18 protein-coding genes are annotated in these 25,704 nt (G+C 69.7%); 7 read left to right on the top strand and 11 right to left on the bottom strand.

What is annotated here, in order from left to right:
- Positions 1 to 26: 26 nt before the first annotated feature.
- The 3 genes from LzC2_RS08265 to LzC2_RS08255 all read right to left on the bottom strand — a co-directional run bounded on the left by LzC2_RS08265 (position 27) and on the right by LzC2_RS08255 (position 1,845).
- Positions 27 to 404 (bottom strand): rhodanese-like domain-containing protein, encoded by a 378-nt coding sequence (locus LzC2_RS08265; RefSeq protein WP_171185735.1) that lies wholly within the window; start codon positions 402 to 404, stop codon positions 27 to 29.
- 74 nt (positions 405 to 478) lie between these two features.
- Entirely contained in the window at positions 479 to 1,003 is a 525-nt protein-coding gene (locus tag LzC2_RS08260; protein WP_171185732.1) for a DoxX family protein, read from the bottom strand.
- Complete coding sequence (locus LzC2_RS08255) at positions 1,003 to 1,845, bottom strand: alpha/beta fold hydrolase (protein ID WP_171185730.1); 843 nt, start codon at positions 1,843 to 1,845, stop codon at positions 1,003 to 1,005. The genes LzC2_RS08260 and LzC2_RS08255 overlap by 1 nt, the downstream gene beginning before the upstream one ends.
- Before the next feature lie 48 nt (positions 1,846 to 1,893).
- Between LzC2_RS08255 and pyrF the strand changes: the two genes are divergently transcribed.
- The 3 genes from pyrF to ribD all read left to right on the top strand — a co-directional run bounded on the left by pyrF (position 1,894) and on the right by ribD (position 6,333).
- Complete coding sequence (gene pyrF, locus LzC2_RS08250; protein WP_171185728.1) at positions 1,894 to 2,835, top strand: orotidine-5'-phosphate decarboxylase; 942 nt, start codon at positions 1,894 to 1,896, stop codon at positions 2,833 to 2,835.
- 110 nt (positions 2,836 to 2,945) lie between these two features.
- Positions 2,946 to 5,126, top strand: coding sequence for a hypothetical protein (locus tag LzC2_RS08245; protein WP_171185726.1), 2,181 nt, complete (start codon positions 2,946 to 2,948; stop codon positions 5,124 to 5,126).
- Positions 5,127 to 5,148: 22 nt separating this feature from the next.
- Positions 5,149 to 6,333, top strand: a complete 1,185-nt coding sequence (gene ribD, locus LzC2_RS08240; protein WP_171185724.1) for a bifunctional diaminohydroxyphosphoribosylaminopyrimidine deaminase/5-amino-6-(5-phosphoribosylamino)uracil reductase RibD — start codon at positions 5,149 to 5,151, stop codon at positions 6,331 to 6,333.
- A gap of 8 nt (positions 6,334 to 6,341) precedes the next feature.
- Here the strand turns inward: ribD and LzC2_RS08235 are convergent, their stop codons facing one another.
- On the bottom strand, positions 6,342 to 7,835 hold the full coding sequence (locus LzC2_RS08235) for a hypothetical protein (protein ID WP_171185721.1): 1,494 nt from the start codon (positions 7,833 to 7,835) through the stop codon (positions 6,342 to 6,344).
- A gap of 105 nt (positions 7,836 to 7,940) precedes the next feature.
- On the opposite strand from LzC2_RS08235, the gene LzC2_RS08230 reads away from it, so the two are divergent.
- Entirely contained in the window at positions 7,941 to 9,215 is a 1,275-nt protein-coding gene (locus LzC2_RS08230; RefSeq protein WP_171185720.1) for a metal-dependent hydrolase, read from the top strand.
- Positions 9,212 to 10,576 (top strand): DUF2254 domain-containing protein, encoded by a 1,365-nt coding sequence (locus tag LzC2_RS08225; protein WP_171185718.1) that lies wholly within the window; start codon positions 9,212 to 9,214, stop codon positions 10,574 to 10,576. Before LzC2_RS08230 ends, LzC2_RS08225 begins: the two co-directional genes overlap by 4 nt.
- Positions 10,577 to 10,601: 25 nt before the next feature.
- Here the strand turns inward: LzC2_RS08225 and LzC2_RS08220 are convergent, their stop codons facing one another.
- From LzC2_RS08220 to LzC2_RS08210, 3 genes are all read right to left on the bottom strand, one after another.
- Positions 10,602 to 11,633, bottom strand: coding sequence for a sugar phosphate isomerase/epimerase family protein (locus LzC2_RS08220; protein ID WP_171185716.1), 1,032 nt, complete (start codon positions 11,631 to 11,633; stop codon positions 10,602 to 10,604).
- Between the two features lie 122 nt (positions 11,634 to 11,755).
- Positions 11,756 to 16,444, bottom strand: a complete 4,689-nt coding sequence (locus LzC2_RS08215) for an outer membrane protein assembly factor BamB family protein (RefSeq protein ID WP_171185714.1) — start codon at positions 16,442 to 16,444, stop codon at positions 11,756 to 11,758.
- A gap of 100 nt (positions 16,445 to 16,544) precedes the next feature.
- On the bottom strand, positions 16,545 to 18,134 hold the full coding sequence (locus LzC2_RS08210) for an endo-1,4-beta-xylanase (protein ID WP_171185712.1): 1,590 nt from the start codon (positions 18,132 to 18,134) through the stop codon (positions 16,545 to 16,547).
- Positions 18,135 to 18,321: 187 nt separating this feature from the next.
- Here LzC2_RS08210 and LzC2_RS08205 point away from each other — a divergent pair, with 187 nt between their 5' ends.
- Complete coding sequence (locus LzC2_RS08205) at positions 18,322 to 19,290, top strand: phosphoribosylaminoimidazolesuccinocarboxamide synthase (protein ID WP_171185709.1); 969 nt, start codon at positions 18,322 to 18,324, stop codon at positions 19,288 to 19,290.
- Positions 19,291 to 19,484: 194 nt separating this feature from the next.
- Positions 19,485 to 21,872: an alpha/beta hydrolase gene (locus LzC2_RS08200; RefSeq protein WP_171185707.1), complete on the top strand. Its 2,388-nt coding sequence runs from the start codon at positions 19,485 to 19,487 to the stop codon at positions 21,870 to 21,872.
- A gap of 26 nt (positions 21,873 to 21,898) precedes the next feature.
- Here the strand turns inward: LzC2_RS08200 and LzC2_RS08195 are convergent, their stop codons facing one another.
- The 4 genes from LzC2_RS08195 to LzC2_RS08180 all read right to left on the bottom strand — a co-directional run bounded on the left by LzC2_RS08195 (position 21,899) and on the right by LzC2_RS08180 (position 25,623).
- The gene (locus LzC2_RS08195; protein WP_171185705.1) at positions 21,899 to 22,960 is read right to left on the bottom strand and encodes a DUF3500 domain-containing protein; all 1,062 of its coding nucleotides are present in this window, start codon (positions 22,958 to 22,960) and stop codon (positions 21,899 to 21,901) included.
- 52 nt (positions 22,961 to 23,012) lie between these two features.
- Complete coding sequence (locus LzC2_RS08190; RefSeq protein WP_171185702.1) at positions 23,013 to 23,717, bottom strand: hypothetical protein; 705 nt, start codon at positions 23,715 to 23,717, stop codon at positions 23,013 to 23,015.
- Positions 23,718 to 23,731: 14 nt separating this feature from the next.
- The gene (locus LzC2_RS08185; RefSeq protein WP_171185700.1) at positions 23,732 to 24,574 is read right to left on the bottom strand and encodes a BON domain-containing protein; all 843 of its coding nucleotides are present in this window, start codon (positions 24,572 to 24,574) and stop codon (positions 23,732 to 23,734) included.
- An 86-nt stretch (positions 24,575 to 24,660) separates the two neighbouring features.
- Positions 24,661 to 25,623, bottom strand: coding sequence for a hypothetical protein (locus LzC2_RS08180; RefSeq protein ID WP_171185697.1), 963 nt, complete (start codon positions 25,621 to 25,623; stop codon positions 24,661 to 24,663).
- Positions 25,624 to 25,704: the final 81 nt, after the last annotated feature.

Below are 25,704 nucleotides of genomic sequence, written 5' to 3'. Positions count from 1 at the left end.
GCAAATCTGTGCTGGGCAGGCTGCGTTCAACCCTCAGTCGGCAGGCCGGCGTCGGTCCAGCCGCGCCAGCCGCCGTCGAGGCTGATCGCGTTCGTGTAGCCCATCTCCCGCAGGTTGTCCGCCGCGAGAGCGCTGCGATAGCCGCCGCCGCAGTAGAGAATCAGCTCCGTGTCGGCGTCGGGAAACGTCTTCTCGACGTCTCGTTCGATGACCCCCTTCGAGAGGTGCGTCGCGCCGGGCAGATGTCCCGCGGCGAACTCGCTTTCCTCCCGCACGTCGATCAGCTGGACGGACTCGCCGGCGTCGAGTCGGGCCTTCACCGCATCCGCGGTGGTGTGCGGAACGCGAGCGGAGGCCGCCTCGCAGATCGCGACGAATCGGGGAGCGTGCTTCTTGTCGGCCATGACGGATTCAAACGGGGGGAGACGATCGCGACGCGGACGGCGACGTAGGCGTCGTTAGTGGAAGAAAGAGTCGCTCAACTCGCGGCCTTCTTCCGCCCGAACAGCGCTCCGTCGATGCTGAATCGCCCGGGGCCGGTGAAGACGAGCGCGAGCGCCGCGCACATTAGGATCGCGGGGAACTCCATTCCGCCGGCTCGATTGTCCCAGGCGCCGCGGTGAACCATGAACGACGCAACGCCCATCGCGACGGCCAAACCCAACGCTCCGAACCGGCAGAACAGTCCGAGGGCGACCAGCAGCCCGCCGCCAAACTCCGTCACCGCCGCCGCCCAGGCGTTGATTTCCGGGTATGGCAGGCCCATCCCGTCCAGTTTCCCCGCAAACGCTTCGATCCGGCCCTCGATCGTCGCCCCGGCGTCCTTCACCGGCGACTCGCCGGTTCTCGGATCGGTCGTCCACCACCCGCCGATCGGCTGGCCGAACAGCTTTTGGGCGCCGTGGTAGGCGAGGTCCAGCCCGACCGCGGCCCGCAGGATCAGCAGACCGAGGTCGGTCGAGGGACGATTGCCGCGGGGGCGGACGTCGGCGGGAGCGCTCATCAGGCCGGTTCTTGATCGGGGGGAGTCGCATCGAGAAACGCGAGCACCGCCTCGGCGGCGGCCTCGGGATCTTCCAGCGGGGGGAGGTGACCGCACGCGGGGATCTCCGCGTAGCGGCCTCGGGGGAAGAGGTCCGCCAACGCCCGCAGGTCGGCCGGCGACGTGAACGTATCGTCCGACCCGCCGACGACCAGCGTCGGCACATCGACCCGCCCGCACAACCCGGTGCGATCCGCCCGCGCGGCCATCCCCCGCTGGGCGCCGATCACCCCGACCGCGGTCGCCGATTGCGTCATCTCCTGAAGCCGTTCGATCGCCTCGGGACGCTCCGCCAGCGAATGTGGCGAGAGCTGCTGCCCGGGGCAGTCGTCCGCGAGAAAGCCGGTTCCCTCGCTGATCAGTCGATCCACGATCTCGCCCCGCTTCCCACGTGCGGCGTCGCTGTCGGCGGCCGCTTTCGTGTCGAACAGCATCAACGCGCTCAGCCGTTCGCCGAAGCGTTCCGCGAAGGCCAACGCCGCATACCCGCCCATCGAAAGCCCCCCGACCGCGACCGGCTCCGTGACCCCGACGGCGTCCAGCAGCGCGGCGAGCGTCTCCGCCAGATCGTCCATGGAGAGCGGCGGGGCTTCGGCCGGTTCGCCTTCGAACGCCGGGGGGCTGTAGCCGAACCCCGGGAGGTCCGGGACGATCACGCGGTGCGAATCACTGAGCGCGTCCGCCAGGCCGTCCCACACCCGTCGATCGTGCGGCCAGCCGTGGATCAGCAACACGGGCGGACCGTGGCCGGCATCGCGAACGAACAGCGGGGTCGGGCGATTCGGAAGTTCGATCAGCGGCATGCCGGGAGTGTAACGAGCGATCCCGCAATCACCCGTTATCTTGCGGCCATGAGCGCTCCGCATCACTACGCCGACCGTCTGCACGCCGCCGTCCGCTCGAAGGGCACGCCGGCCCTCGTCGGCATCGACCCACGGTTGAAGTCCCTGCCGGCGCCGGTCCTCGACGCGGCGACGGGACCGACCGAACTGGAACGCTTCGCCGACGCCTTCGAGCGGTTCGGCAAGGGATTGATCGACGCCGTCGCCGACCTCGTCCCGGCCGTCAAACCGCAGAGCGCCTTCTTCGAGGAACTCGGCCCCCCGGGCGTCGCGGCGCTCTCCCGCGTCATCGCCCACGCCCGGGCGGCGGGGCTGATCGTGATCCTCGACGCCAAGCGCGGCGACATCGGCAGCACCGCGGAAGCTTACGCCCGCGGCTTGCTCGGCGGGGTCGATCCGCCGCGGCCGGACATGGCGGACGCCCTCACCGTCAATCCGTTCCTGGGGCCGGACACGCTCGAACCGTTCGTGAACGTCGCCCGGGAGCGCGGCGCCGGGCTGTACGTGCTCTGCAAAACGTCGAACCCCCTCAGCGGCAAGTATCAGGACGCCGAACTGGACGGCGTGAGCACGACGAATCGCATCGCCGCGCACCTCGATCTGATCTGTGCGAACTCGATCGGCGAGACGGGCTACGGATTCGTCGGCGCCGTCGTCGGAGCGACCTACCCGGCGGAACTGACGGACCTCCGCAACGCGATGCCCTGTGTGCCGCTGCTGGTGCCGGGGTACGGCAGCCAGGGCGGGTCCGCCGCCGACGTGGCCGGGGCGTTCGACGAGAAGTGCGGCGAACGCGGGGGCCTGGGCGCCCTCATCAACAGCAGTCGGGCGGTCAACTTTGCCTTCTCCGCCGAGCCGTTCGCGGCGGAGTTCGGCCCCGCCCGATGGCAGGAGGCCAGCGCCGCCGCGGCGCGGGCGATGGTCGAAGATTTGCGAGCGATCGTGCGCTGAACGCTCCGGTGCGAGCGGGCCGCGGCGGCCAAGCGTGATGAATTTTCGGGCCGAACCGCGTACCGTGCTTCGCTTCGCCGTATCACGCTCACATCTTTCCGCGACCGCCGATGGCCGCTGACGCTTACGCTCCCTGCCCCTATTGCCTGGGCACGGGTCGAAAAAAGAAGTTCTGTCGCTGCACCGCGGTCGCCTCGGAGATGACTTCGGTGGCGAAACTGCGGGAGCGCGGCAGCGCCGCCAAGGCGCTTGAGAAGCTGGCGGCGCTGGACGAGAAGCACCCTGACACGCCCGCGATCCAGAGCACGCGCGCCACGATGCTGCTGAACGGCGGGCAGGCCAGCGCTGCGCTGGAGATCCTGGAAGCGGGCCTCGCCGCCGATCCGACGAACGCGCTGATGCTCGGGCTGCACGCTTCGGCGAGCCTGTCGGCCAAGGGTTTCGCCAACAGTCGCCAGCCGATCTGGCGGGCCTTCCGCAAGGCGGCGCCGCACTACGGCGACCTCGTCAGCGGGTTGGCCTCCGCGGCGGCGGGCGATCTGTACAGCCGCCGAGCCTATCCGGCCGCCCGCGAACATCTCGCCTGCGCCCTGCGATTCGCTTCGCAGGAGCGGAAGCAGGAACTGTTCATGCGGCTGATGGAATTCGACGGCAACGCGGAGGTCCCCTACCCCCTGCGGAGCGTGCATCCCCTGGCGGATATCAAGGGCGAAGGCGAGGCGGTCGACGCCGCCGCGAAAGCCCGGCGAATCGCCGAGAGCGGCTGCTACGGCGCCGCCGCGGACCGCTATGCCGCCGTCGCGAGCGACCTCCCGGACAACGCCGACGTCCGGGCGAACGCCGGCCTGTGCCATGCGTTCGACGGCAATCACAAGGCCGCCAGCGCCGCTCTGAGCGAAGCCGCGGAGGCGGAAGACGACTTCGAAGTCGCCGCCGAACTCGAAGCGCTCGCTCAACTGCTGGGCCTCGCCGAGGAAGGCGGCAGCGTAGATCTGAAGGAGCGCCTGTTCGCCCCGGCGAGTATCTCGAAACTGCTCAGCGAACTGGACGACCACGACCGCTTCCTCCGCCTTCCCCAGGCCGCGGAAGAAGACGACCCCAACCCGCCGGCGGCAGTCTACGAACTGCTGGATCGGCCGATGCCGTCTTCCGACGACGGCAGCGAGCTGACGGGCGACGCGGTGCCGAACGTGATCGGCGAGTTGACGCTCTACGCCCCCGCTGAGGAAGACGACGCCGACGGCCCGCGGGCGGCGCTGTCCGGGTTTGAAGGAGAGGAATGGGACGCCGCCTTCGCGCTCGTCGAGGAGATCGGCCTGCCGGAGGCCCCGGATGACGAACAGCCCCCCGAGGGCGACGACGGCCGCTACGGCCTGCCCCGCGAGTTGTGGGGACTCCGCTGGCGCTGGGCGTTCCCGGACGGCGTGGCGCTGCGTCGTCGTCGGGAACTGGAGAGCGAGGAGTGGACCCGCCGCATCAACGAGGTGTGGCCGGAAACGCCCCTCGCGGCTCTGGACGGAAAGACCCCGAACGCCGCCGCGAACGACGAGTCCCTCGCCAAGCAGCTCGCCGGTGCCCTGTACGTCTTGGACGCCGTCTGCGACCGCGGCCGCTACGAGCTCGACATCGACGCCCTCCGTGATCGGTTCGGCGTGCCCGCCCTGCAGACGACCGAGGCGCCGGCGGATGCGGCGCTGAACGCCTATTCGATCCTGCAACTCCAGCGGGTGGATCTCGGTAAGCTGGACGATCGACAGTTGCTGACCGTGATGAACCGCGTGCTGCTGGTGCATCCCTCCCGGTTCCTGCGGGCGACGCTGGCCGAAGCGTTAAGCCGCGATTCGCTTTCGGAACAGTTCGATCGGCAGCGGGCCTATCACACGCTCGGCGAATTGGCCCGCGACCGCTACGACTACGACGAAGCCTTCGAATGGCTGGAGAAGGGCCGGGCGGAGGCGAAGGAGTCGGAGAACAGCTTCGAAGCGGTCTTCCGCTGGGAAACCCGCGAACTCGCCCTGCGGTTGGAGACGCCGGACGACCCGGAACTCACCCCGCTGATCGAGCGGCTGGACCGCTACTACGGACCGAAGCTTCCGCAGTTCCGTCCCTATCTGCTGCAAATCCTCGCCGCTCACGACGTGGCTCCGCCGCCGTCGGTCGCGGCGAACGCCGCTCCCGAGGCTTCGGGGGGAGCGGCCGGCAAGACCTCCGCGGGCGGGGTCTGGACGGCCGGCTCCGACGCCCCCGACGACGGCGGCGAGGCGAAGAAATTGTGGGTGCCGGGAAGTTGAGCCACGCTCCGAGCAAGCGTCGATGACCGCCCCGTTCCCCTCCGAAGAAGCGGCGATGGCCCGCGCGGTCGCGGTGGCCGGGCGGGGACGGGGGAGCGTCGAACCGAATCCCTGCGTCGGCGCCGTGCTCACGACCCCGGAGCGACATCCGATTGCCGAGGGGTGGCATCAACGCTACGGCGGACCGCACGCCGAGGTCCATGCGCTGCGGGACGCCGGTGAGCGGGCGCGAGGGGCGACGCTGTTCGTCACCCTCGAACCCTGTTCCCACCACGGCCAAACGCCCCCCTGCGCCGACGCGGTGATCGCCGCGGGCGTCTCGCGGGTGGTGATCGGAACGGAAGACCCCGCCCCGCATGTCGCCGGCGGGGGAATCGCCAGGCTGCGGGCCGCGGGGATCGACGTGCAGGTCGGCGTGCTCCAGCAGGAGTGCCGGTCGCTGGCGGCCCCGTTCTTCAAATGGCTCGCCGTGCGGCGACCGTGGATCACGGCCAAGTGGGCCATGACGCTGGACGGCAAGACTGCCTCCCGCACCGGCGATTCCAAGTGGATCAGTTCGCGCGAGAGTCGGGCGCTGGTGCATCGCTGGCGGGGCGAGAGCGGCGCCGTCGTCGTCGGCGCCGGCACGCTGCGGGCCGACGACCCGCACCTCGCCCCCCGCTGCGAAGCGTTCGGCCTGCCCCCCGCTTCTCGGACGCCGTTACGGGTGATTGTCGGTACCAAGGGCGAACTGCCGCCGGATTGCCGGCTGGCGAGAACGCCGGAGGATGGGCCGATATTGATCACGGCATTGGAAGGCGCCCCGCCGACGCCGCTGCCGGATCACGCGGAGCGGCTCGACTTGCCGGCCGCGCCTTGCGATCCGCACCGCATCGACGTGCTGGCTCTACTGGACGCTCTTGCGGACCGCGACGTGTACCGCGTGTTCCTCGAAGGCGGCGGCGCGACCGCGGGGGCTTGGCTCGATCAGGGGCAGACCGATGAAGTGCGAGCCTTCCTTTGCCCGAAGCTGCTGGGCGGCGCGGCGGCGACGACGCCATTTGCGGGCGAGGGATTTCCCACCATCGCGACCGCGGCGGAGTTCTGCGAGATGCGAGCCGAACCGGTCGGGCCGGACCTGCTGATTACAGCCATCGGTAGCGTCGGCGAGTCGCCGGGGGACTTCTGGTTCAAGTCGGCTCGAAGAGCCGCCGGGGCCACCGAGTAGCGGTCGTCCTATTTCACCAGATAGTCCTTGTAGAACTCGCCCAAGTTCGTCCAAGAGACGCCAGTGAGGGCGTCCAGCGACCGCACCTGCGTCGGTCGGACCGCGGGGTGGTAGAGGTCGGACAGGTGAGCGGTGAGCGCCGGCCTCAGCGCCCCGCCGCCGGCGTGCATGAAGAAGTGCGTCAGCCCGCTGGCCTGGCTGTAGACCTTGTAGATGTCCGGCGAGGTTTGGAACGCCACCCGGCCGCGGGCGTCGAACTCGTTGAGGGGGACGAAGAACTGCTCGTCGATCCACCGCTTGCGGGCGTTCGAGAAACGGATGTAGCGGGGTGAGCCGGCGGACATCGTCTGCCCGTCGTCGCGGAAGCTTTCCATGTAGCAGCCGATGCCCTCGACCGCCCAGTAATGGGCGTTCTCGCCCACCAGCCGGAACCGCGGCGTGCACTCGTAGAACAGTTGATGGGTGCCCTCGTGGAAGACCGTTCGCGGGTCGGCGCCGGGGCCGTTTTCGTAGAACGACGCGATTCGGGTGCGGTGATCGTAGAACCCGTTCGTCACTTCGATCTGCGGCGTTTCGTCCTTCAATGCAAGGACGTACTCCCCTTTTTCGCGGTAGAGGTGCACGTTGTACGCTCCGTCCGCTCCGCCGACGTAGGTATAGGTGGGGATGGCGCCGTACGAGCTGAACCGCTTGCGGAGGTCGGCCGGACCGAGGCCGAAGCCCGGGAAGACGGCGCGGAAGAACGTGTGAAAGCGTTCCAGTTGCCGGGCGACCTCGACGCCGCGTTCGAGGCTGACGTTCGTGCGAACGCGGTAGTGCTCCGTTTCGCAGACCCAGCCGGAAGCGAAGTTCGACCGCACCAGCGCTTCCCGATCGGCGTCGACCCAACGGCCGTCGAGCAATCGCTCGCCGGCTTCCCACCGATCGACGTGCCCCTCCGGCGTCCAGCCGTAGACCGGATGATCGACCCGGCCGGCTTTCGTTTGAACGGCCTGCCAGGGCGTCAGCCACTCGTCGTCGACCTGTTTCTGTCCGATCGCGCGGCGGGCCGGGGCGTGATCGGGGTTCGCGGCGAGGATCTCCCAAACCAGTCCCATCGCCGTCTCCGCGGCCGTCGGCTCGTCCGCCCCCTTCGTGCCGACCTTCTTGGCGAGCAGGAACAGGGCGTTCGCGTATTCCTCCCCGGATCGCCGTACCGCACGACGCAGGACCATCTCGTCGGATCGATCGGCCGCGGGCAGTGGCGGCTGAACGGCCCGCGGCGGCGGGGTGACGGAGAGCGTCAGCGGGTCCGGCGGCGTGACGCGGGTCCGTAGCTCCGCGGCGAACTCCGCCAGCCCGGCGGCGTCGGCTCGATCGGCGAAGGCGGTCAATTCCGCGCGGTAGGCGTCCCGCAGCGGTTCGGCGGCCGCCTGCACCTCCGCGACGGTTCCTGCCGTCGCCGAGGTGACGGCGACCAGCGACAGCGCCGCCGAGATCAGAACGGAACGAACAAGCGGCACGGCGAACTCCTGAGCGACGGCGGACCCCGATCGTAGAGCCGCCGCCGGGTGCGGTGAAGACGGACCGCTACCGGCGTGCGATCGCGGGCCGCACACTGTCCTGCGATGGACAACCTCACGCACGCCCTCACCGGCGCCCTGATCGCCCGCACATTGCCCGACCGCTGGGCCGGCGAGCGGGATGAACCGCTCGATCCCGACTCCGTCCGCCCCGGCCGCTGGCTCACCTGGTCCGCCGTGGTCGCGGCGAACCTGCCGGACTTTGAAGCGTTGGTTCTCTGGCCTCCGCCGCTGGGCGACAAGGCGGCCTATCTGCTGCACCATCGCGGGTGGAGTCACAGCCTGGTCGGCATTGCCGCGGAGGCGGTCACGTTCACAGCGCTGCTCTGGCTGCTGGCCCGCTGCCGATGCACGGCTGGCTGGTTCGCCGGCTTCACGCTGCGGCGGGGGCTAGACGTCGCGGCGCTGGGCGTCGGCTCGCACCTGTTCATGGATTGGTGGAACAGCTACGGCGTGCGGCCGTTCTATCCGTGGGACAAGACGTGGTACTACGGCGACCGCGTGTTCATCGTCGATCCGTGGGTCTGGCTGATGCTCGGCGGGGCGCTCGTCTGCGGAACCCGGCGCTTCGGCCGGACGAAGTGGTGGTGGTACGCCCTGACGTTCGCCGCGACGCTGGTGGTCGCCGGCGCCTGCTGGAAGGAGCAATGTCCGTCGTGGGTGGCGGTAGGCTGGGCGACCGGGGTGATTGAAGTCGCTCTGTTGCGGTGGTGGGGCCGATGGCGGTTCGCCCCGCTGATCGCTGCATCGCTGATCGGGTTGTATCTCGTGGCGAACGCTTACTGGTCCGTCCAGGCGGTGGGGGCGGCGCTCGCCGGCCCGGTCCTTTCCCAGAGGTACGACTCCGACCGGATCGACGCACTGGGTGCGATGCCGGTCCCCGGCGTGCCGTGGCGGAGGCGCGTGATGTCCTCGGTGATGACCGTCGGTCCCTCGGGTCGGGACGTGCTCGCCAACGTCTGCTACGGCGATTGGGACGGACTGACCGGGGGCTACGTTCATCGAGATTGCCTCTCGCGGAGCCCCGGAGAGGCAGAACGACGCGGTCTCGAGGAGGATCCTAAAGTGATCGCTTGGAAAGCCTTCGCCCGATTCCACATCGGCGGCTGGCGGATCACGGAGCAAGACGACTCGACGCCCGGTCAGGAGGGCGAATTCGTCATGGGCGACGCCCGCTGCGGGGCGGACGCCGACGACTGGAGCGAGTTGCGGATCGCGGTTCCGTTCAGCGGTCGGGCGGAAGGAACTGCTTCGGCCTTGTCGGAGCGTCCTGACACACTAAGAACGATCTTCCCTTCGCCGCAGAGCACGCCTCGTTGACCCGCCTCATTCACCTCTGGGACCGCTTCCGCGGCAGCTTCTGGTTCATTCCCGGGCTGATGATGGTCGCGGCCGCCCTGCTGGCGTTCGTGCTGCCGTGGACGGACTCGCGGATGGGCGATTCCGTCGCCCAGAAGTCGGCGTGGCTGGCGACGACGGTCTCCGCCGGGCAGACGACCGTCTCGACCATCGCGGGGGCCAGCGTGACGGTCACCGGCGTGGTGTTCAGCATCACGATGGTCACGCTCAGCCTGACCAGTTCGCAGTTCGGACCGCGGCTGATCCGCACGTTTATGGAGGACAGCGTCACCCAAGTCACGTTGGGGGCGTTCGTCGGCACCAGCGTGTATTGCCTGCTGGTGCTGCGCCTGATCCGCGGCCTGGAGGCCGGCGCCGTGGTGCCGCATGTCTCCGTGCTGGCGGCGGTGGTTCTGGCCATCTTCGACCTCTGCATCCTGGTCTACTTCGTTCATCACACGGCGCGGGCGGTGCAGCCTTCGCACATCGTACGGGACGTGGCGAACTCGCTGGACGAGTCCGTCGACCGGTTGTTCCCCGAGAAGATCGGCACGGCGGAAGCGGACGTCGATGAATCGCACCGCGGGGCCGGCGGGCGACTTCAGGGGGAGCCGTACGTCGTGAAGGCCCCGAAAAACGGGTATCTGCAGGGGATCAACGAACAAGCCCTGATGGACTGGGCGATCGACGCGGACGTCACGATCGAACTGCTACACCGCCCCGGTGATTTCGTCTCGGAGCTGTTGCCGATCGCGCATGTGCGACCCCGCCCGACGGGCGAGGACGCGGAAGCAGACTGCGATCGCACGATCCAGGAAGCCGTCGTGATCGGTCGGGACCGTACGCCGCGGCAGGACGTCCGCTGCACGATTTCGGAACTCGCGGAGATCGCCGTGCGGGCGCTGTCCCCCGGCATCAACGATCCGTACACCGCGACATACTGCGTCGACGCCCTCGGCGTGGGTCTGGCCCGGATGGCGATGCGCGATCGACCCAGCCCGCGCCGGTATGACGATTCCGACGCCCTGCGTCTGCTCGCCCGGCCGGTGACGTTCGAGGAGGCGATGGGCGAAGCGTTCGATCCGATCCGTCAGTACTGCGGCGGTAGTCTGTTGGTGAATCTCTGCCTGCTGCGCAGCCTGGGCCGGATCGCCGCGTGTCTCTCGGCGCAAGACGACGCCGACATCGTGTACCGACAGGCGGAGATGGTCGTCCGCGGCGCCGAAGCCGCGTTGCCGGAAGCCCGGGATCGCCGCCGCATTCGTCTCGGGCTAACGGCGGTTCGGGAGGCGCTGAAGGCGTATCCGGCCCCCGACGACGTGTCCTTCGAGCACGCCGCCTGAGGCCGGAGCCGACGTTCCGAAAGGCTTACTGCTCCGCCTTGTCGAAGGCGCTGTCGAACGCGCGGCCGCTCGGTTCGAAGTCGACGTTCTTGCAGAACTGAGCGGCTTCCTTCGCCCCGTGCATCCGGTCCATCCCGCTGTCTTCCCATTCGACGCTCAGCGGACCGCTGTAGCCGATGTCGTTCAACGCCCGGATGATCTCCTCGAACCGCACCCCGCCACGGCCGACGCTGCGGAAGTCCCAGCCGCGACGATGGTCGCCGAACGGCAGGTGCGAACTGAGGATGCCGGTCCGGCCGTTCAGCGTGACCGAGGCGTCCTTCATGTGGACGTGATAGATGCGATCCGGGAACTCGCGGATGAACTCCGCCGGGTCGATGCCCTGCCAGATCAGGTGGCTGGGGTCGAAGTTGAAGCCGAATTCCTCGCGGTGGTCCAGCGCCTCCAACGCCTTGTGGGCGCTGTAGATGTCGAACGCGATCTCCGTCGGATGCACCTCCAGGGCGAACCGCACGCCGCACTCCTGGAACACGTCGAGGATCGGGTTCCAGCGATCGGCGAGCAATTGGAAGCCGGCGTCGATCATCGCCGGGGGCGTCGGCGGGAAGTCGTAGACGAACGGCCAGATCGAACTGCCGGTGAAGCCGTTGACGACCTCCACGCCCAGCTTGGCGGCGGCGCGGGCGGTGTTCTTCATCTCCTCCGCGGCCCGCTCGTTCACGCCGGCCGGATCGCCGTCGCCCCAGACGTGCGGCGGGAGGATCGCCTTGTGCCGTTCGTCGATCGTGTCCAGCACCGCCTGCCCGGCGAGGTGATTGCTGATCGCGTGCAACTGCAGGTCGTACCGGCTCAGCAGATCCCGCTTGCGGGCGCAATACGTGTCGTCGGACAGCGCCTTGTCGACTTCAAAGTGGTCGCCCCAGCAGGCGAGTTCCAGGCCGTCGTAGCCGAAGCCGTCCTCGCCGGTGCCGGACGAACCCAGGCCGGCGACCTTACAGATCTCCTCCAGCTTCATATCCGCCCACTGGCCGGTGAAGAGCGTGACGGGGCGGGCCATCGGAGAAACCTGACGAGAAGTGAACGGGCGAACGGCTCGGCACGCTAAAGCCGGCTTGTCGCAGCGTCAACGGATCGCGGGACGACCATCGCTGCGAGCGGTCCCCGCTGATCGACCGGCGGTCACGATCCTTCGCTCGGCTCCCCTTTCGGGGAGGGCGGAGTCGCACGGGCCGGTTCGGCGAGCGGTTCGTCGAGCACGCGAACTGACAGATCCGGGCCGCGCGTCCGCAGTCGCACGTCGATGGCTTCGCTGGGGGAACCGTCGACGAACCAGGGGCCGGCCGGTCCGATCTCCCAGTCAATCGGCGTGAGCGGGGCGTGGTTTTCGACCTCGGCCAGCTCCGCTCCGTTCCGAGTATCGATCAGCGTGAGCGTGAACTGCCGGCCATAGGGCGAACCTCCGTCGTCCTCTCGCGTTCGTCCCGGCAGCGCGAGAATCGGCAGCCTCGGCGGCTGCCACACGCTGCCCGGCAACCCGCTGACCGACCGCGACCAAAGCACGCGGCCGGCTTTGAGGCCGTACGCGAACGACTCCGTCGCCTCCGGCGCCCGACGGCCGAACGGGTCCAACAGACGTTCGGCCCGAGCATCCGGCTCGTCCGACACGATCACGGTCCAACCGTCCAAGCTGCGTTCGCCCCACACGGAGGCCGCAGCCGGGCCGGGCCCGAGATCGGCGGATTCCACGTCCTCCCCCGTCTCAAGATCGAGAACGACGGCCCGCCGATCCGGCGTCGCGACCGTGAGGTGCGTCGCGGCATCGTTCGGAGCGAACACGGCATCCGGGGAGAATGACCGGGACCACACGGTCCGCGGAGCCGCCGACGGCTCGGCTCCATCATCCGGGACCCCGTCATCCGCGGCGCCGGCGACGTCTATGCAGGATACCGTGATTCGGGGCTCTGCTCCGTTCTCGAACGATCGCGACCAAATGCGCGTTCCGCGCTCCAGCCAGCGATCGCCGGCCGGACCGACGTCGACCAGGCCGATTTCCGACCCGTCGTCCGCGGACAGCCGCGTTGCCCGGTCCCCACCGAGCGGGAGGACGATGATCGACCGATCGTCGCCGATCACGCGAGCCTGCGACGGCAGGCCGGTGCGTCGCCAGAGCATTTGCGAGGTCAGCGGGTGCCGGGCCGTGAGCGTCGAACCGGTCCGGACGACCAGTTGACGCGGCGTGAGGACCGCCGGTCCGTCGAACCGGCTCCCGCGAGCGGTCGCCGCATCGAAATCCGAAGGCACGAAGAACGGTCCGTCCGAGATGACGTTTCGCGTAATTCTCCCTCTCCAAAGCGGCTCCGGCGTTCCCGACCGGGTGAGCGTGTCCAATGCGACGATGCGATCGCCGAGGCCGGCGACCAGTAGGTGTCCGTCCCACATCGCCCGCGACCCGCTACGGGGCGGTCCGCCGAGCAGGATGTGAGAAAACGCCAGCCGACCGTCGTCGGTTTGCCAGCGGAGGTGCGGCCCGACGTTGTCGCCCGTCAGCCGTCCGCCCGTCTCCCAAGGCGGAAGCGAGCCGACCGGGATCCGCACCATCGCCGGCACCCGCCCGCGATCGTCGGCCTCGGCGACTGCCAGCCGTCGACCTTGGAGGGGGTCGGACACAGGCTGCCCGCGGAGATACGCAGCGGCTGACGAGGCGCCCGCGGACGCGTAGATCTCCGCGAGCGTCTCATCGGCGGGCGCCGCTCCGGGACGGGACGCCGCCCAGCGCAACAGCCGCGCGGCCGCGAGCGGCGTCGATTTCCGGTTCTCCCGCTGCATCGCGGCGGCACGTCGCAGCGCTGCGTCGGTCAGATCGACGGCGTCCTTCAACGGCGGCGCCGCGCTGCGCCACTCCGGCGTGCTGCACAGGCGACCAAATCTGCCGGCGAAGGCTTCCAGCGAGTCCCCGTCGGTCGCCGCCGCGTAGAGGTCGGCCACATCCTTGACCATTCCACCTCGCACCGATTGGTCCGCCGCGAGGAACAGTCGCGGCAGCCGAGGACGCGCCCAGGCAACCGCGGTGACGTCGGGCCGCGCGGCGCCGTCTTCGAGCCGGGCGAGGGTGCGAAAGGCCTCCGCCAGACGGCCGGAATCGGTCAGACCGTCAACGTAGGCGCGGGCGACCTTGCCCGTGGGCGGATTGCCCAGCACCTTCGCGGCTGTGCGAAATAAGGGATCGAAGGTTGCAAAGTCTCGACGCAGCCCGTCCGCCAGCACCTCGGACAGGCGATCCCGCGCACGGCTCGCCGCGAGGCGCGCCGCCACCCCCGCGTTTCCCGCCGGGGCGGAGGCGGTGGCGGCGGCGATCAAGTCGGCGACGCCGTCGGCGTGGCGGCCATCCTGCAGCGCGAGGCCGGCCCGGAGGAGCAGCGCCGGCGAGAGCGCCCGCTCTGCGTCTGCCTCCGCGAACGCGGCTTGAATCGCCGCGTCGGTCTCCGTCCGGGTGCGGAACGCCCCGACTTCGGTCGGCGTTTGACTGATCAAACGTCCGCCAGCGGCGATCAGGTTCCCCGCCCCGCCGCTGGCCGGCAGTCGATTCAGCACGCTCCCGTCTTCCGGCCTCAGGGCGACGATCGTGTCATCCGAGAGCGGGACGAGGAGCGCGTCCCCGGCGAGCGTCGCATCGCCGACGGCGGCGGGCAGCGGCGTGAACCATCGCTCGATTCCGTCCGAGAGCGCCAAGCCGCGGACGCCGTCGTCGCCCACCACGAGGACCGTGAGAGGATCGCCGTCACCGCGGGCGCCGATGCCATCCGCGGCGGCGTCCGCGTCAGTTGCGGAAACCACGGCGGCCACCTGTCGGCCGGCGCCCCGCGGGCGGGTCCAGATCGGCTCGCCAGTCGCCAGATCGAGGCAGTGCAGTTCTTCCGAATCCCTCGGCGTGAGCAGCACGCGGTCGGCGACGATCTTCGGCGGGTGATCGACCCATTTGGGCTGATCGTCCTCCGAGGCGGACAGCGATGCCCGCCGCGGGACCGGCGGTCCGTCTTCGACCTGCACCGCCGAGACGTACCGATAGGTCCAAACAAAGTCCCCGGTAAGCGGATCGACCGCCGCGACGCCGCTGGCGGAGGTGGGCACGATCCATAGCCCCGCCGCCGCCGAGACGCCCAACCCCGCCAATCGCCAGCGAGGCGGTTCGAAGGTCGGCAGCGCGGGAACCGCGATCGGCATCACCCGTCGCACGGCACCGTCGTCCGGATCGAGAACCAGCAGTCGCAGAACGCCGCCGGTCTCCGCGATCACGGCCAAACCGTGGGGCGTCGGCAGGGGCGGGCCGCAGAAGAACGCCTCGTCCGTCGGATTCTCCGGTCCTTCGAAATTGAAGCTCGTAAACGTGCCGCCGACCGTCCAGGCGATCCGGCCCGTCTGACGGTCGTAGGCGACCAGTCGGTTGACCCGGTTGCGGCGGGCGAGATCGACGCCGTTGGAGATCAGCGCATTGAAGTCCGGGTCCAGAATCAATTTGGGAAGATCGACGTTGCGCACCGCGTAGACGTGCCGATCGTCCGCGGACAGGGCGCCCGAAGCGGCGTCCCGATAGCCGCGTTCCTCGTGCAGGTTCCGCAGCCCGGTGATCGCTCCGCGGCCGCGGTCGCTGAGCGTCGCTTCCTCCTCGCCGCGCGTGAGTTGATAGAACTCGGAATCGAGCATCAGCCCGCTCCTCCATCGCACCTCGCCCGTCGCGGCGTCCGCCGCCGTCAGGCCGGACGGCGAGGTGAAGACGACCGTCACGTCTTCCACGGAGTCTCCCCCGCCCGGTTCGCGGAGCGCGAGCGGGCGAGCCGCGGGCCACATCGATTCGCCCCGCCCCATCCGATCGCGATGAACGGTCGAAGCGATCACCCGTCCGGGACCGTCCGCCCCGGTCGGGGGGATCTCGTCAGTGAGGTTCATCGTCCAGAGCGGACCGCCGACCGCGTTCACCCGCTCCGGCGGATCGCCCCCCGGCAACGTCAGTCCACGGCCCGGCAGGCGACCCACCAACGGCCACTCCGGCAGCGCCTCGGGCGGCGCAGCGCCCCGGCCCAACGCCGCGAGAACCGCAGCGGGGTCGTCGGCGTTCGCGTTCGACTGGGGGAACAGGGCATTGAGGAATGCGGCACGATCCGCGACTGGAACTCGCCGGACCAACGCATCTGCCCGGCCGCCCTTCCCGGCTCGTTGATAGGCCGTCGCCGCCTTCATCCGCCAACGGTTTTGATCGACGGGACGTGTGGCGGAACGCTCTGCCAGTTGAGCGTACAGCCGGGCGGCGATCTCGAACTCGCCGCGATCCATGGCGAGGTCGGCGACGCGGGCCTCGGCTCGACGGCCGGCGATCGTGCCGGGAAAGCGGGCCGCGATCGCCGCGAAGCGCTGAGGATCGCCGCTTCCGAACGCGGCTTCGAAGGCGTCCTCCGCGGCGACGCCGAGGCGAAGCTCGACGATCGCCTCCGCTTCCGAGGCGGCGCGGTGCAGGACGTCCGCGGCGGCGACCTGCACCGGCGTGCCGTCCGGCATCACGGAATCGAACTCGGCGTTCGTTGCCAGTTCGGCGAGGGCGGCCGCTTCGTCCACGCGACCCGCCTTCTGGGCGCGGCGGCTCAGCTCGATCTGCCGAAGTGCTGCCCGATCGAGGTGGAACAGCGGAGGCGCCGTAAATCCGGCGCCGGGATCTTCGAAGTTCTGACCGTCGCGATCTTCGAGGCCCTGAATATTTCGCGGCTGGGCGACCGTCGGCAGGAGGATGACTCCCAGAAGCGACGCGGCGGCGAACGGGATCGAGAACCGGCGCGGGTCGCGGGCGGAACCGCGGGAAAACGGGCGTCGGCGGGGCATCGCGGATTCCATCGGGGTCGCGGGCCGGAAGCATACCCGCCCGGGGGGCCGCAGTCTCGAGGCGCCCGGCTCGACGCCGCCCGTTCGACGGCTGCGCCGACTAGCCGTCGTAGGCGTCGCCCGCCCAGGTGGGCGGTTCCCCCAACTCCTCGGTTTCGTCGTCCATCACCGCGATGTCGAGGTGCGTGCCGGCGTCCGGATCGACGGCAAACTGACGAGCGAACTCCGCGAACTGGCCCAGCGCCGGCCGTCGCGCGCCGTCCGCGGCGAGCAAACCGCCGCCGTTCAACCGCTCGGGCGCCTTGCCCGGTCCTGAGTCCCGCGCAAGCGCCCATTCGACTTCCACGACCGGATCCGTGGCGAAGAACAGCGGGAGGTGGTGGCGGATCCATTCGGCCTGTTTCTCCGGACTCCCGCCGGCACGCCAGTCGCTTGATTCAACCCCTGACTTGGGCGGGATTGCCGGCACCGCCAACGAGATCCGCAGCGGGACGCCGAGTTTGCTCCATCCTGCCAGCAATCGCTCATAGCCGGCGAGGGTCCGCGGGGGCGTGCCGACGCTCTCGAACCCGATGGCCAATTCCAGCGTGACGCCGTCCAGTCCCACGCCGGCTCGGGACAGCGCATCCGCGAATTGCAGCGGGGCGAGCCGATGCTCCCCTCGGGCCAGATAATCCCCGAACGGACGGGCGATCCGCAGGAACAATCGGTTCTCTTCGTCCACGCCGCGGGCCACCTGCACCGTGCGGGCCACCAGTCCCAATCGGGTCGGCTCGTCCAGGCCGAGCGCCCCGCCGATGTTCGCGGCGCCGCAGACTTCAATCGTCCTCACCCGACCCGTGATCCGACCGATGACGGTCTCCACGAAATCGGCGCACAGGCTCTCCAGATTCCCCGGCGAGCCGCGATACTCGGCAAGCCAATCGGGCAATCCGCCGGGGCTGAAGTCCAGTAACGGACCGACGGCGGGCGCCGCGCCCACGGCCTCGCAGCGATCGAGCGCCGCATCCAACGCCGTCCAGTTTCGATGGCCGCGCACCGGCTCGATGGACGCCCAGCCCGCCGGGATCGCGGCGGTGCGGAACGGACCGAACAACGCGGCCGGCAAACGCTCCCGTGGATCCGTGCCCTGCCCGGCACGGATCGCGAGCGACGCCGGCGGGTGGGAGGACTGTCGCTTTAGAAGGCTGAGGCGCCGGTCGGCGCGAGCCGCCGCCACGGAATCCGCCACGGAACACGCCGCGACAATGGACCGTTCCGCGGCCTCCGCAGGATCGACGCCCTCGGCTTCGCTGTCGCCGCACGCCGCTTGAACGAATGATCCCCACGCCCTGCCGAGTTCCTCAAGAATTTTCGGCGGGAGGAGCACGTTCGCGCGGCGGGCCGCGGCGACTTGCTCTCGCGCCACCCCCACGAGGCCGCGCGCCAGTTCGATCGCCAATCGATGCGGCTCCGCGTCGACGGCATGTTCCGCCAAACTGCACGTCGCCACGACGGGCGTTCCGAACCCGGGAACCGGCCACGGACATCGCAGGCGGGCGCTGCCGGTCCCGGGCCGATCGACGATCAGCAGGTCGCCGACGCGCGTCACTGTCGCCGGTTCGACCCGTTCCCCCGGCCCGACCACATGCACCTCCGCCAGCTCCGCTTGACTGCGAAGCCGCTCGGGCGGGGCGACGGTGAACCGCATCTGCCCCATGCGGGTGTTCTAGTGGGGGGCGGGGTTTCGGCCGGAAGTCGACCAATGGGGCAAGTTTGCGGCAGAGCCGCGGTCGACGCAATCGGCCTCGGCGCCGCCCTCGTTGTCGCGGCCCCACGCCCCCGCTACGGTCCGCGCCACCCGTCCGTCCCGCCGCGTCTCCTTCCAAGCTTCGCTGATGACCGCTCCGGCGCTTCACCGCGACGCCGCCGGCGCCGTCCTGCGGGTCGATCTGCCCGGTCTGGTCGCGATCCGCGGCAAAGTGCGGGACGTGTTCGATCTCCGCCCGCTCGCCGCGGTGGACCCCGCCTTCGAGCGCCTGCTGCTCGTCTGCGCCACCGACCGCATCAGCGCCTTCGACTTCATATTGCCGACCGGGATTCCCGGAAAAGGACGGGTGTTGACCAGCCTGTCGAATTGGTGGTTCGATTATCTGAGCGTCCCCGACCACCGGACGGATCGCACCGTCGCGGACCTGCCGCTCGACGGCGTGCGCGACGAGGATCTGACGGAACTCGCCGCGAGGTCCGTCGTCGTGAAGCGATGCGAGATGTTCCCGGTCGAATGCGTCGCGCGGGGATATCTGTCCGGCAGCGGTTGGAAGGAGTACCGGCAGAACGGTTCGGTGTGCGGCGTCGCCCTCCCGCCCGGAATGACGGAGTCCGATCGCTTGCCGGCGCCGATCTTCACGCCCGCCACGAAAGCGGCGGAGGGACACGACGAAAACGTCTCGCTGGAACGCGCCGCAGAAGCGGTGGGGACGTCGACCGCGGAGCGACTTCGCGCTCTCACGTTGGAGTTATACGGCAGGGCTGCGGAGTACGCTGCGGATCGCGGTTTGATCCTCGCCGATACGAAGTTCGAGTTCGGCGCCCTCCCCGGCGACCTGAACGAGCAGGGCGAACCGATCCTCCGTCTGTGCGACGAGGCGCTCACGCCGGATAGCTCTCGCTATTGGCCGGCGGAGGGGTACGCGCCCGGCGGCGCCCAACCGAGTTTCGATAAGCAGTACGTGCGCGATTGGCTGCTCGGCAGCAGTTGGGACCGGGAGAGTCCGCCGCCGCCGCTGCCCCCGGAGGTCGCTGCCCGTACGGCGGAGAAGTATCAATCCGCCCACCGATTGTTGACCGGCCGCGACTGCCTCTGAGCGGAGGCCGGATGGAGGGGACGCCGCCGGGCGTTGCCGGCGGAGAAGCGGCGATCCGTACGGCGCTCGGCCGGCAGAATGAAGCAACGAGCGTTCCTCGGTTCGGGTGAGAACGATTGCGCGGGCGGGGATGGACCGCGCCGCGGAGCGGGCCGACACTATCGTCCCGCCCCCTGTCCCGATCGCCCGCCGCCATGCCTCGTCCGGCCGTCGCCGCCCTTCTCCTGTCGGGCCTGTTGGCTCTCGCCGGAATCGCGCGGGCCGGGTCGGTGACGACGAAGGACGGAACCGTGCACGTCGGTTCGATCATGCCGGTGCGCGGACTGACGGATGAGCAGATGCTCCCCCCGGCCGGCGCGGACCCGGAGATGCCGAACGCCTACCGGCCGCTGGAGCTGATTGACACGCTGACCCGACGCACCTTCGTCGGGCTGAAAAATATCGCGGAGACCGATCCGGCCGAGGATCTCCGCAGCGGCCGGGTGGAGTTCATCCTGGACGATCGCGAGCCGGAACCGGTGAAGGAGTTGTTGACGATCGGCAGCATCGCCCGGGTTACGCCGTTCAGCGATCACGGTCGGCGGACGGTCACGCTGTCGACGCCCAACGGGGAGATCGACGTGGTTCAATTCGTCCGCGGCATCTCCGCCGAGGGGCTGGATCTGGCGAGCACGACGCACCTGTGGAGGACTGGGCTGGACGTCTCCGCGGTGCCGCCCGAGCGTCTGGCCGCGATGATCGCGACCGATATCGACGTAAAGAACCCGGACGACCGACTGGCCGTGGTGCGGTTCTACACGGAGGCCGGTCTGCTCGGCCGGGCCGGCGCCGAACTGGACGCCGTGCGACGCGACTTCCCGGAGCTGGCGGCCGCCGCGGACGCCGCCGCAGAGGGGCTGCGCGGCGCCGTGGGGGCGTCCTTACTAAGCGACCTGCTCGTCCGCCGGGCCGCCGGTCAGCATGAACTGGTCCGCCGGGCGTTGATCGGTTTCCCGGAGGAACAGGTGCCGCCCGCGATCGCCCGTCGGGTCAACGATCTTCGGGCAGAGTACGACGAGATCGAACGCCGGATCGCCTTGGCGCGTGTGCGGTTCGACATGTTGCATGGAGAACTCTCGTCCGAGGAACAAGACCGTTTTCGCCCGTACCGCTCGGAAATCGCGGAGTCGATCAATCCCGACACCCTCGACCGGTTGGACCCGTTCCTGCAATTCGCCGCCGATGACAGCCTGCCCGCGGCGGATCGGCTGGCGCTGGCCTACTCCGGCTGGGCCGCCGGGCCGGGCGGGGCCGATACCGATCCGCGCCGCGCCGCCGGGCTGTGGGAGGCTCGTCGCATGCTCCGCGAGGCGCTCGCGACGACGGACGGCTTGCGGGCCGGGGCGCTCCGCGACCGACTCGCGAGTCTGGAAGAGGTGGATGCGATCGGGGTTCGCTCGGTCGTCTCTCGGTTACGGCCGTGGGTGGAAACGTCGATGCCGGCTCCGCATCCCAGCGGCTTGATCGGCCCCTTCCCGCTGACCTGCGACGAACGGTTCGGCTCCGCCCGCCTCCCCACCGGAACGCCCCGCTACGAAGCCGTCCTGCCCCCCGGGTATCACCCCGACCGGATGTATCCGACGCTGGTCGTACTCGGTCCCTATGCCACCGGGGCCGGCGGCGGAGCATCATTTTGGGGGGCGAAACGGGTGGGCGACGCGGTGGTGCCCGGCCCAGCGACGACTCGCGGGATGGTCGTGCTGTCGCTGGATCTCGAAGCGACGACCGGCCGTCCGCCGAATTCCCGCGGGGGGCATCCGTACGGCGACGAGCAACTCCGGGCGGTGACGTCGGTCGTGGAGGACGCCCGCCGTCGCTTCGCCCTCGACCCGGATCGCTGCTACCTCGCCGGACACTGGGACGGCGGCGACGCGGCGATCGACGTGGGCCTGGCTCGACCGGATCTGTTCGCGGCCGTCGCGGCGGTCGGCGGGCGGACGAAGAAGTTCGCCGCCGCCCTCGAGCGCAACGCCGCCGCTTGCCCGCTGTACATCGTCGGCGGTCAGCTCGATCCGTTCGGTCCCGTCCGCCGCGGCGACGACGCGGAACGTCTGCGGGATCTGATGAAGGACGGCCACGACGTCACCTACGTCGAGTATTTCGGCCGCGGCCGAGAGTTCTACGCGGAGGAGACGCCCCGCATTCTGGAATGGTTCGAACGCCACAGCCGCACCCCGTTCCCGAAGACGATCGACGCCCGCGTGCTGCGTCCCTCCGCCGCTCGGAAGTGGTGGATCGAAGCGGGGCGGCTGCCGTCGTCCGTGCTGGAAGCGGGCCGCAATCCGGGGCCGGGACGCGTCAATACGGTCTCCATCGACGCCGAGGCGCGGGACGGGAACCTCGTCGTCGTGCGCTGCGGAGCGAAACCGGTCGACGTGTGGCTCAGCCCGGAATTGATCGACTACGACGCGAAGGTCGATCTGCGCGTCAACGGTCGCCGCGCACACCGCGATTTCCTCCGGCCGGAGGTCGGTCCGCTACTGGACGACCTCCGCAACCGGGCGGATCGCACGATGACCTTCACCTCGAAACTCAGCTCCTGACCGCCGCGGCTACTCGGCTCCCAGTTCTACTCGTCGCCGAAGTCGCCTGCGGGGTCGTGCACGACCGCGTGGGCGTGGTTGGCGGGGTTGCCGAAGCTGTCCGGCTGGCTGTTGACGAACTCGATCAGCAGGCTCGGTCCGCGAACGCGGTAACCGTGGCCGATGCCCGGCTCCGTCGCCCCCAGCCAGGCAAATCGCAGCGCCCGCAGGCCGCCGGCGTCTTTCATCGCGGCGAGCTTCTCCCCCCGTTCCGCGTCCGGCAGCGGCGCGAGGTGCCATTCGACGATCGACTTCAGCTTCTCACGCTGCGGCGGAGTCATCTTCACCCCCCGCAATCCGTCCTCGGGCCCCATCGGCGGGACGGTCCAGGAACCCTTCCCGGCGCTGCGGATCTCGCGCGGCGGCTGTTGATCGATATGGGCGACGGCCCGTTGGGCGTCCGTGAGACTGTTCAGCAGGTCGAACCCCGCATCCTCCGGGTCGGACAGAATCCGATCGCCGGCTTCCACGCCCTCGACCGCTCCGGCCTTCAACGAGTCCGGCACGGTCGCCGGGTTCGCCCCGAAGAACAGCGGCGTCGACGCGATGACTTCATCCCCCTTTACCAGGAAGTTCAGCGAGAGGTGATGCCCCTCGATGCTCGCCGCCCACGGTTCGCCGGCGTCGTTCGGGCGACCGAACAGCGTGAAGTAGTACTTCAGCGGATCGCGTTTGACGGGGTCGTTCTCCAGCAGCGCGACGACCGATTCGAGGGTCATCACCTGCTCCGCCCGCTTGTAGCCGGCCGCGGAGACCAGCGACGCGAGCAACTTCCGCGCGGCCAACTGCTGCGACCGGTCCATCTCCTTCAGCATCAGGCCTTTACGGGTCGGCTTCGGGATGAAGTGCCAATCCATGCGAGAGGCGTCCGCCGGATCGAGAACCGCCGTCTTCAACTCCGCGTCGTCCAGCGTCGCCAGGAACGCCTCCGCCGCGACGGAGGGCGGCGCCGCGCCGCGTTCGTCCTGGGCGCCCAGACTGCCGGACCAGGCGGAGAAGCCGACCACGGCGGCGGCGAGAACTACGGCGAGCGGACGGCGATAAGGCATGGGAAAACCTGCGGGAAGAGAGCGACCCCCCGAGACTACCGAACCCGTTCCATCAATGCCCGCCGACGGGATGGGTGAGGTCCGCATGCAGGTGCAGATCGGGCCGCAGGCGGTGCAATTCCTCCCACCCGTCCGCGGTCAGCTGCGATCGATCCAGGTAGCAGGACTCCAGCGCGGCGCAGGCGGCGAGGTGCGGCACGGCGGCGTCGGTCAGCGGGGCGTCGATCAGGTGCAGGAAGCGGAGGGCCGGCAGCTTTCGCAGCGCCGCGAGATCGTCATCGGTCGCCCCGGGAGCCTGTAAACGCAACAGGACGAGCGACGGCACGCCCTCCGCCAAGGCTCGCAAATCCGCCCCGTCCGCGGCGGCTGCCGGTAGGTTGAGGTGCGTCAGCGGCGGTCCGCCCGGCGCTCCGAAGCCGGCGGCAGAGACCGGCCCCTCAAACGTCACCCGACGCAGGTTCGGCAACGCCGGCAGGACAGTTTCCCATGCGGAATCGACGGCCGATCGATCGTCCGGCGTCAGTGAACGCAGGACCGTGATCCGCTCCAGCCGCGCGCAACGGTCGCTCAGGCTGAGCAGATCGCTCGGTCGCAACGGGCGTTCGCCGGCCTGCGTCGAGTCCTGATCGACCGTGATCGTCGTGCTTTGGCCGTCGGCGACGTCCTCGACCTGCTGCGTCCAGTCGCTCGGCGGCGCATCGCGATCTTCACTCGGCCCGCAACCGACCATGCTGCCGCTGATCAGCAGCGTCGACATCAGGGCCGAACCTCTCACGGGTTGAGCACCCGCATCGATGTGCCGCGTTCCGTCCGCAGGAGGACAGGCGCATCTACTGCCGGCGGGCGGGGAGCGGGGGTGGCGTCGACGCCCGGTTCCGCGTCGTACGCCTCCCGAATGTCGGAGACGCCGGGCTGAAGACGGGCGATGGCGGCTGCGAGTCGGCGGTCTTCCTCCGGGACGCTGCCGGAGAGCGTGACGACGCCCGCATCGTCGGCGCCGACCCGCAGGCCGGCGAAGCCGGGACGAGACTCAAATCGTGAGGGATCGGTGAGGATCGCCGCCCGCCGAGCGAGTGACTGACCGAGGGCCGCAGGCGACCGCGGCGGAACGGCGATGCGCACCCGCAGCGGCACGGCGATATTCAGCCGCGGATCGTTGCCGGAAGACCGAGCGCCGCCTTGCCGGGTCGGTCCCGCGGCTCCTCCCCCGCCTCCCCCGCCGAATCCGGTCGTTCCGCCGGTGGCGGCGTTAACCGCCCGCTGGCCGCCGGCGCCGCCGACGAACCCGTTCAGGCCGGCTCCGCTGCCCAGGAACGTACCCGGGTTTTGAGCCTGCAAGCCCTCGCCGAAGCCGACGGCGGTTCCGGTTTGTCCGCCGATCCCTCCCGCGCCCGCCCCGCCGACGCCCGCTCCGGTCAGACCGCCCGCGGCTCCGCTCAGCGATTGGCCCGCGCCCGTCGCTCCGCCGGTCAGCGTTCCGGCGCCTGACGTTCCCCCGAACGAAGAGCCCGTGGTCGCGCCCCCGGCGCCCGAGGTCGTGCCGCGAGCGCCCTGTGCAGGAGCGGAACAGGCCAGCCCTGCGAAGGCGAGCAGACAGGCGGCGGTTCGGAGCACGGCGGGCGACTCGAAGTGGGGAACGACATCTCCACTTTACCCGCTCTCGCGGGGGGCGTGGGCCAAGAGTCGCCCCGCGGTTGGACTCAGTCGATTCCCAAGGGGTGAGACGCCTGCTCGTTCGGATTCGACCCGTCCGCGCCCGAACCGTCGGCGGGGGTGAGCGTGAACCGGCGACCGGGGCCGGCGTCCGGGGCGCGGCTCGCCGGAGACTCGACCGCCGCGGAGTGACGACCGGTCGCCGTCCGTCGGCTCCGTTCGGCCAGGGCGGCTTCGATCCTGGCTCGCATCTCCGGCGTCAATCCGTCGGCGGCGCTCGCCGGAACCCCGCTGGATCTGTCCGTGTAGGCGCGCTCCGCGGAAGCGGGCATCACGCCGGAGTCCCGGCGTGCGGCCATCGCGGGACGTTCGACCGGCACGGGGCGAATCGTTTCCGTCCGCAATCCGTGTCGCGTCGCCATGAGTTCCTCCGGGTACGCGCTCGGCCGGCGCTGCGAGACGGCCTCGTCGAGCACGCACGATTCCAAGGCGGAGAACACGGGCCGAGCCTGCACCCCGTTCTCGTATTCGGGGATGAACCGGATTCGCAGCCCGCAGCGGATCCGGCGGGGATCGTCGCTCATGTAGGGGAGAAACACCTCATAGCCCACGCCGAGATTCGAATGGGCGGCGTGCGTTTCCCATGCGTCCGGCGGGAGGTCGTACTGATGGATCAGTTTGTCCGATCCGCCGGTTTGGTCGTAGAGGCTCACGCGGACCGAACCGCGGGCGGCGATCGGCTCGTCGCCGCGCGATTGCGCGGGGAACAGCAGAATCTTCCCGGCGAAGCCCCGGACCGGCCGTCCGTTCGGACCGGTATCCTCCGCCGGCCGCCAAAAGCCGGCCACCTGCGTGACCGGATTCGCGGCCGTCGCCTGCACGGGACCCTCATCGTCGTCCCCCGGCAGCCAGTCCGGGAGCGAGTCCGGCACGGGCAGCGCCAGCGAGGCGCACCCGCTGAGGGCGGAACCGAGCAGGACGGCGAACGACAGAGTGGAGAGGCGGATCACGGCGCTGACGGTCGTGGGACGGGCGGAGGTCGGGGAGCGAAGGCTCAGCGACGTACGCTCAGGGCGTGAACGGGTCGAAGG

The sequence above is a fragment of the Alienimonas chondri genome, assembly GCF_013036045.1.
GTDB classification, from domain to species: domain Bacteria; phylum Planctomycetota; class Planctomycetia; order Planctomycetales; family Planctomycetaceae; genus Alienimonas; species Alienimonas chondri.
Note: the sequence above shows the minus strand (reverse complement) of the source record. Positions and strands in the feature narration are given on the sequence as shown.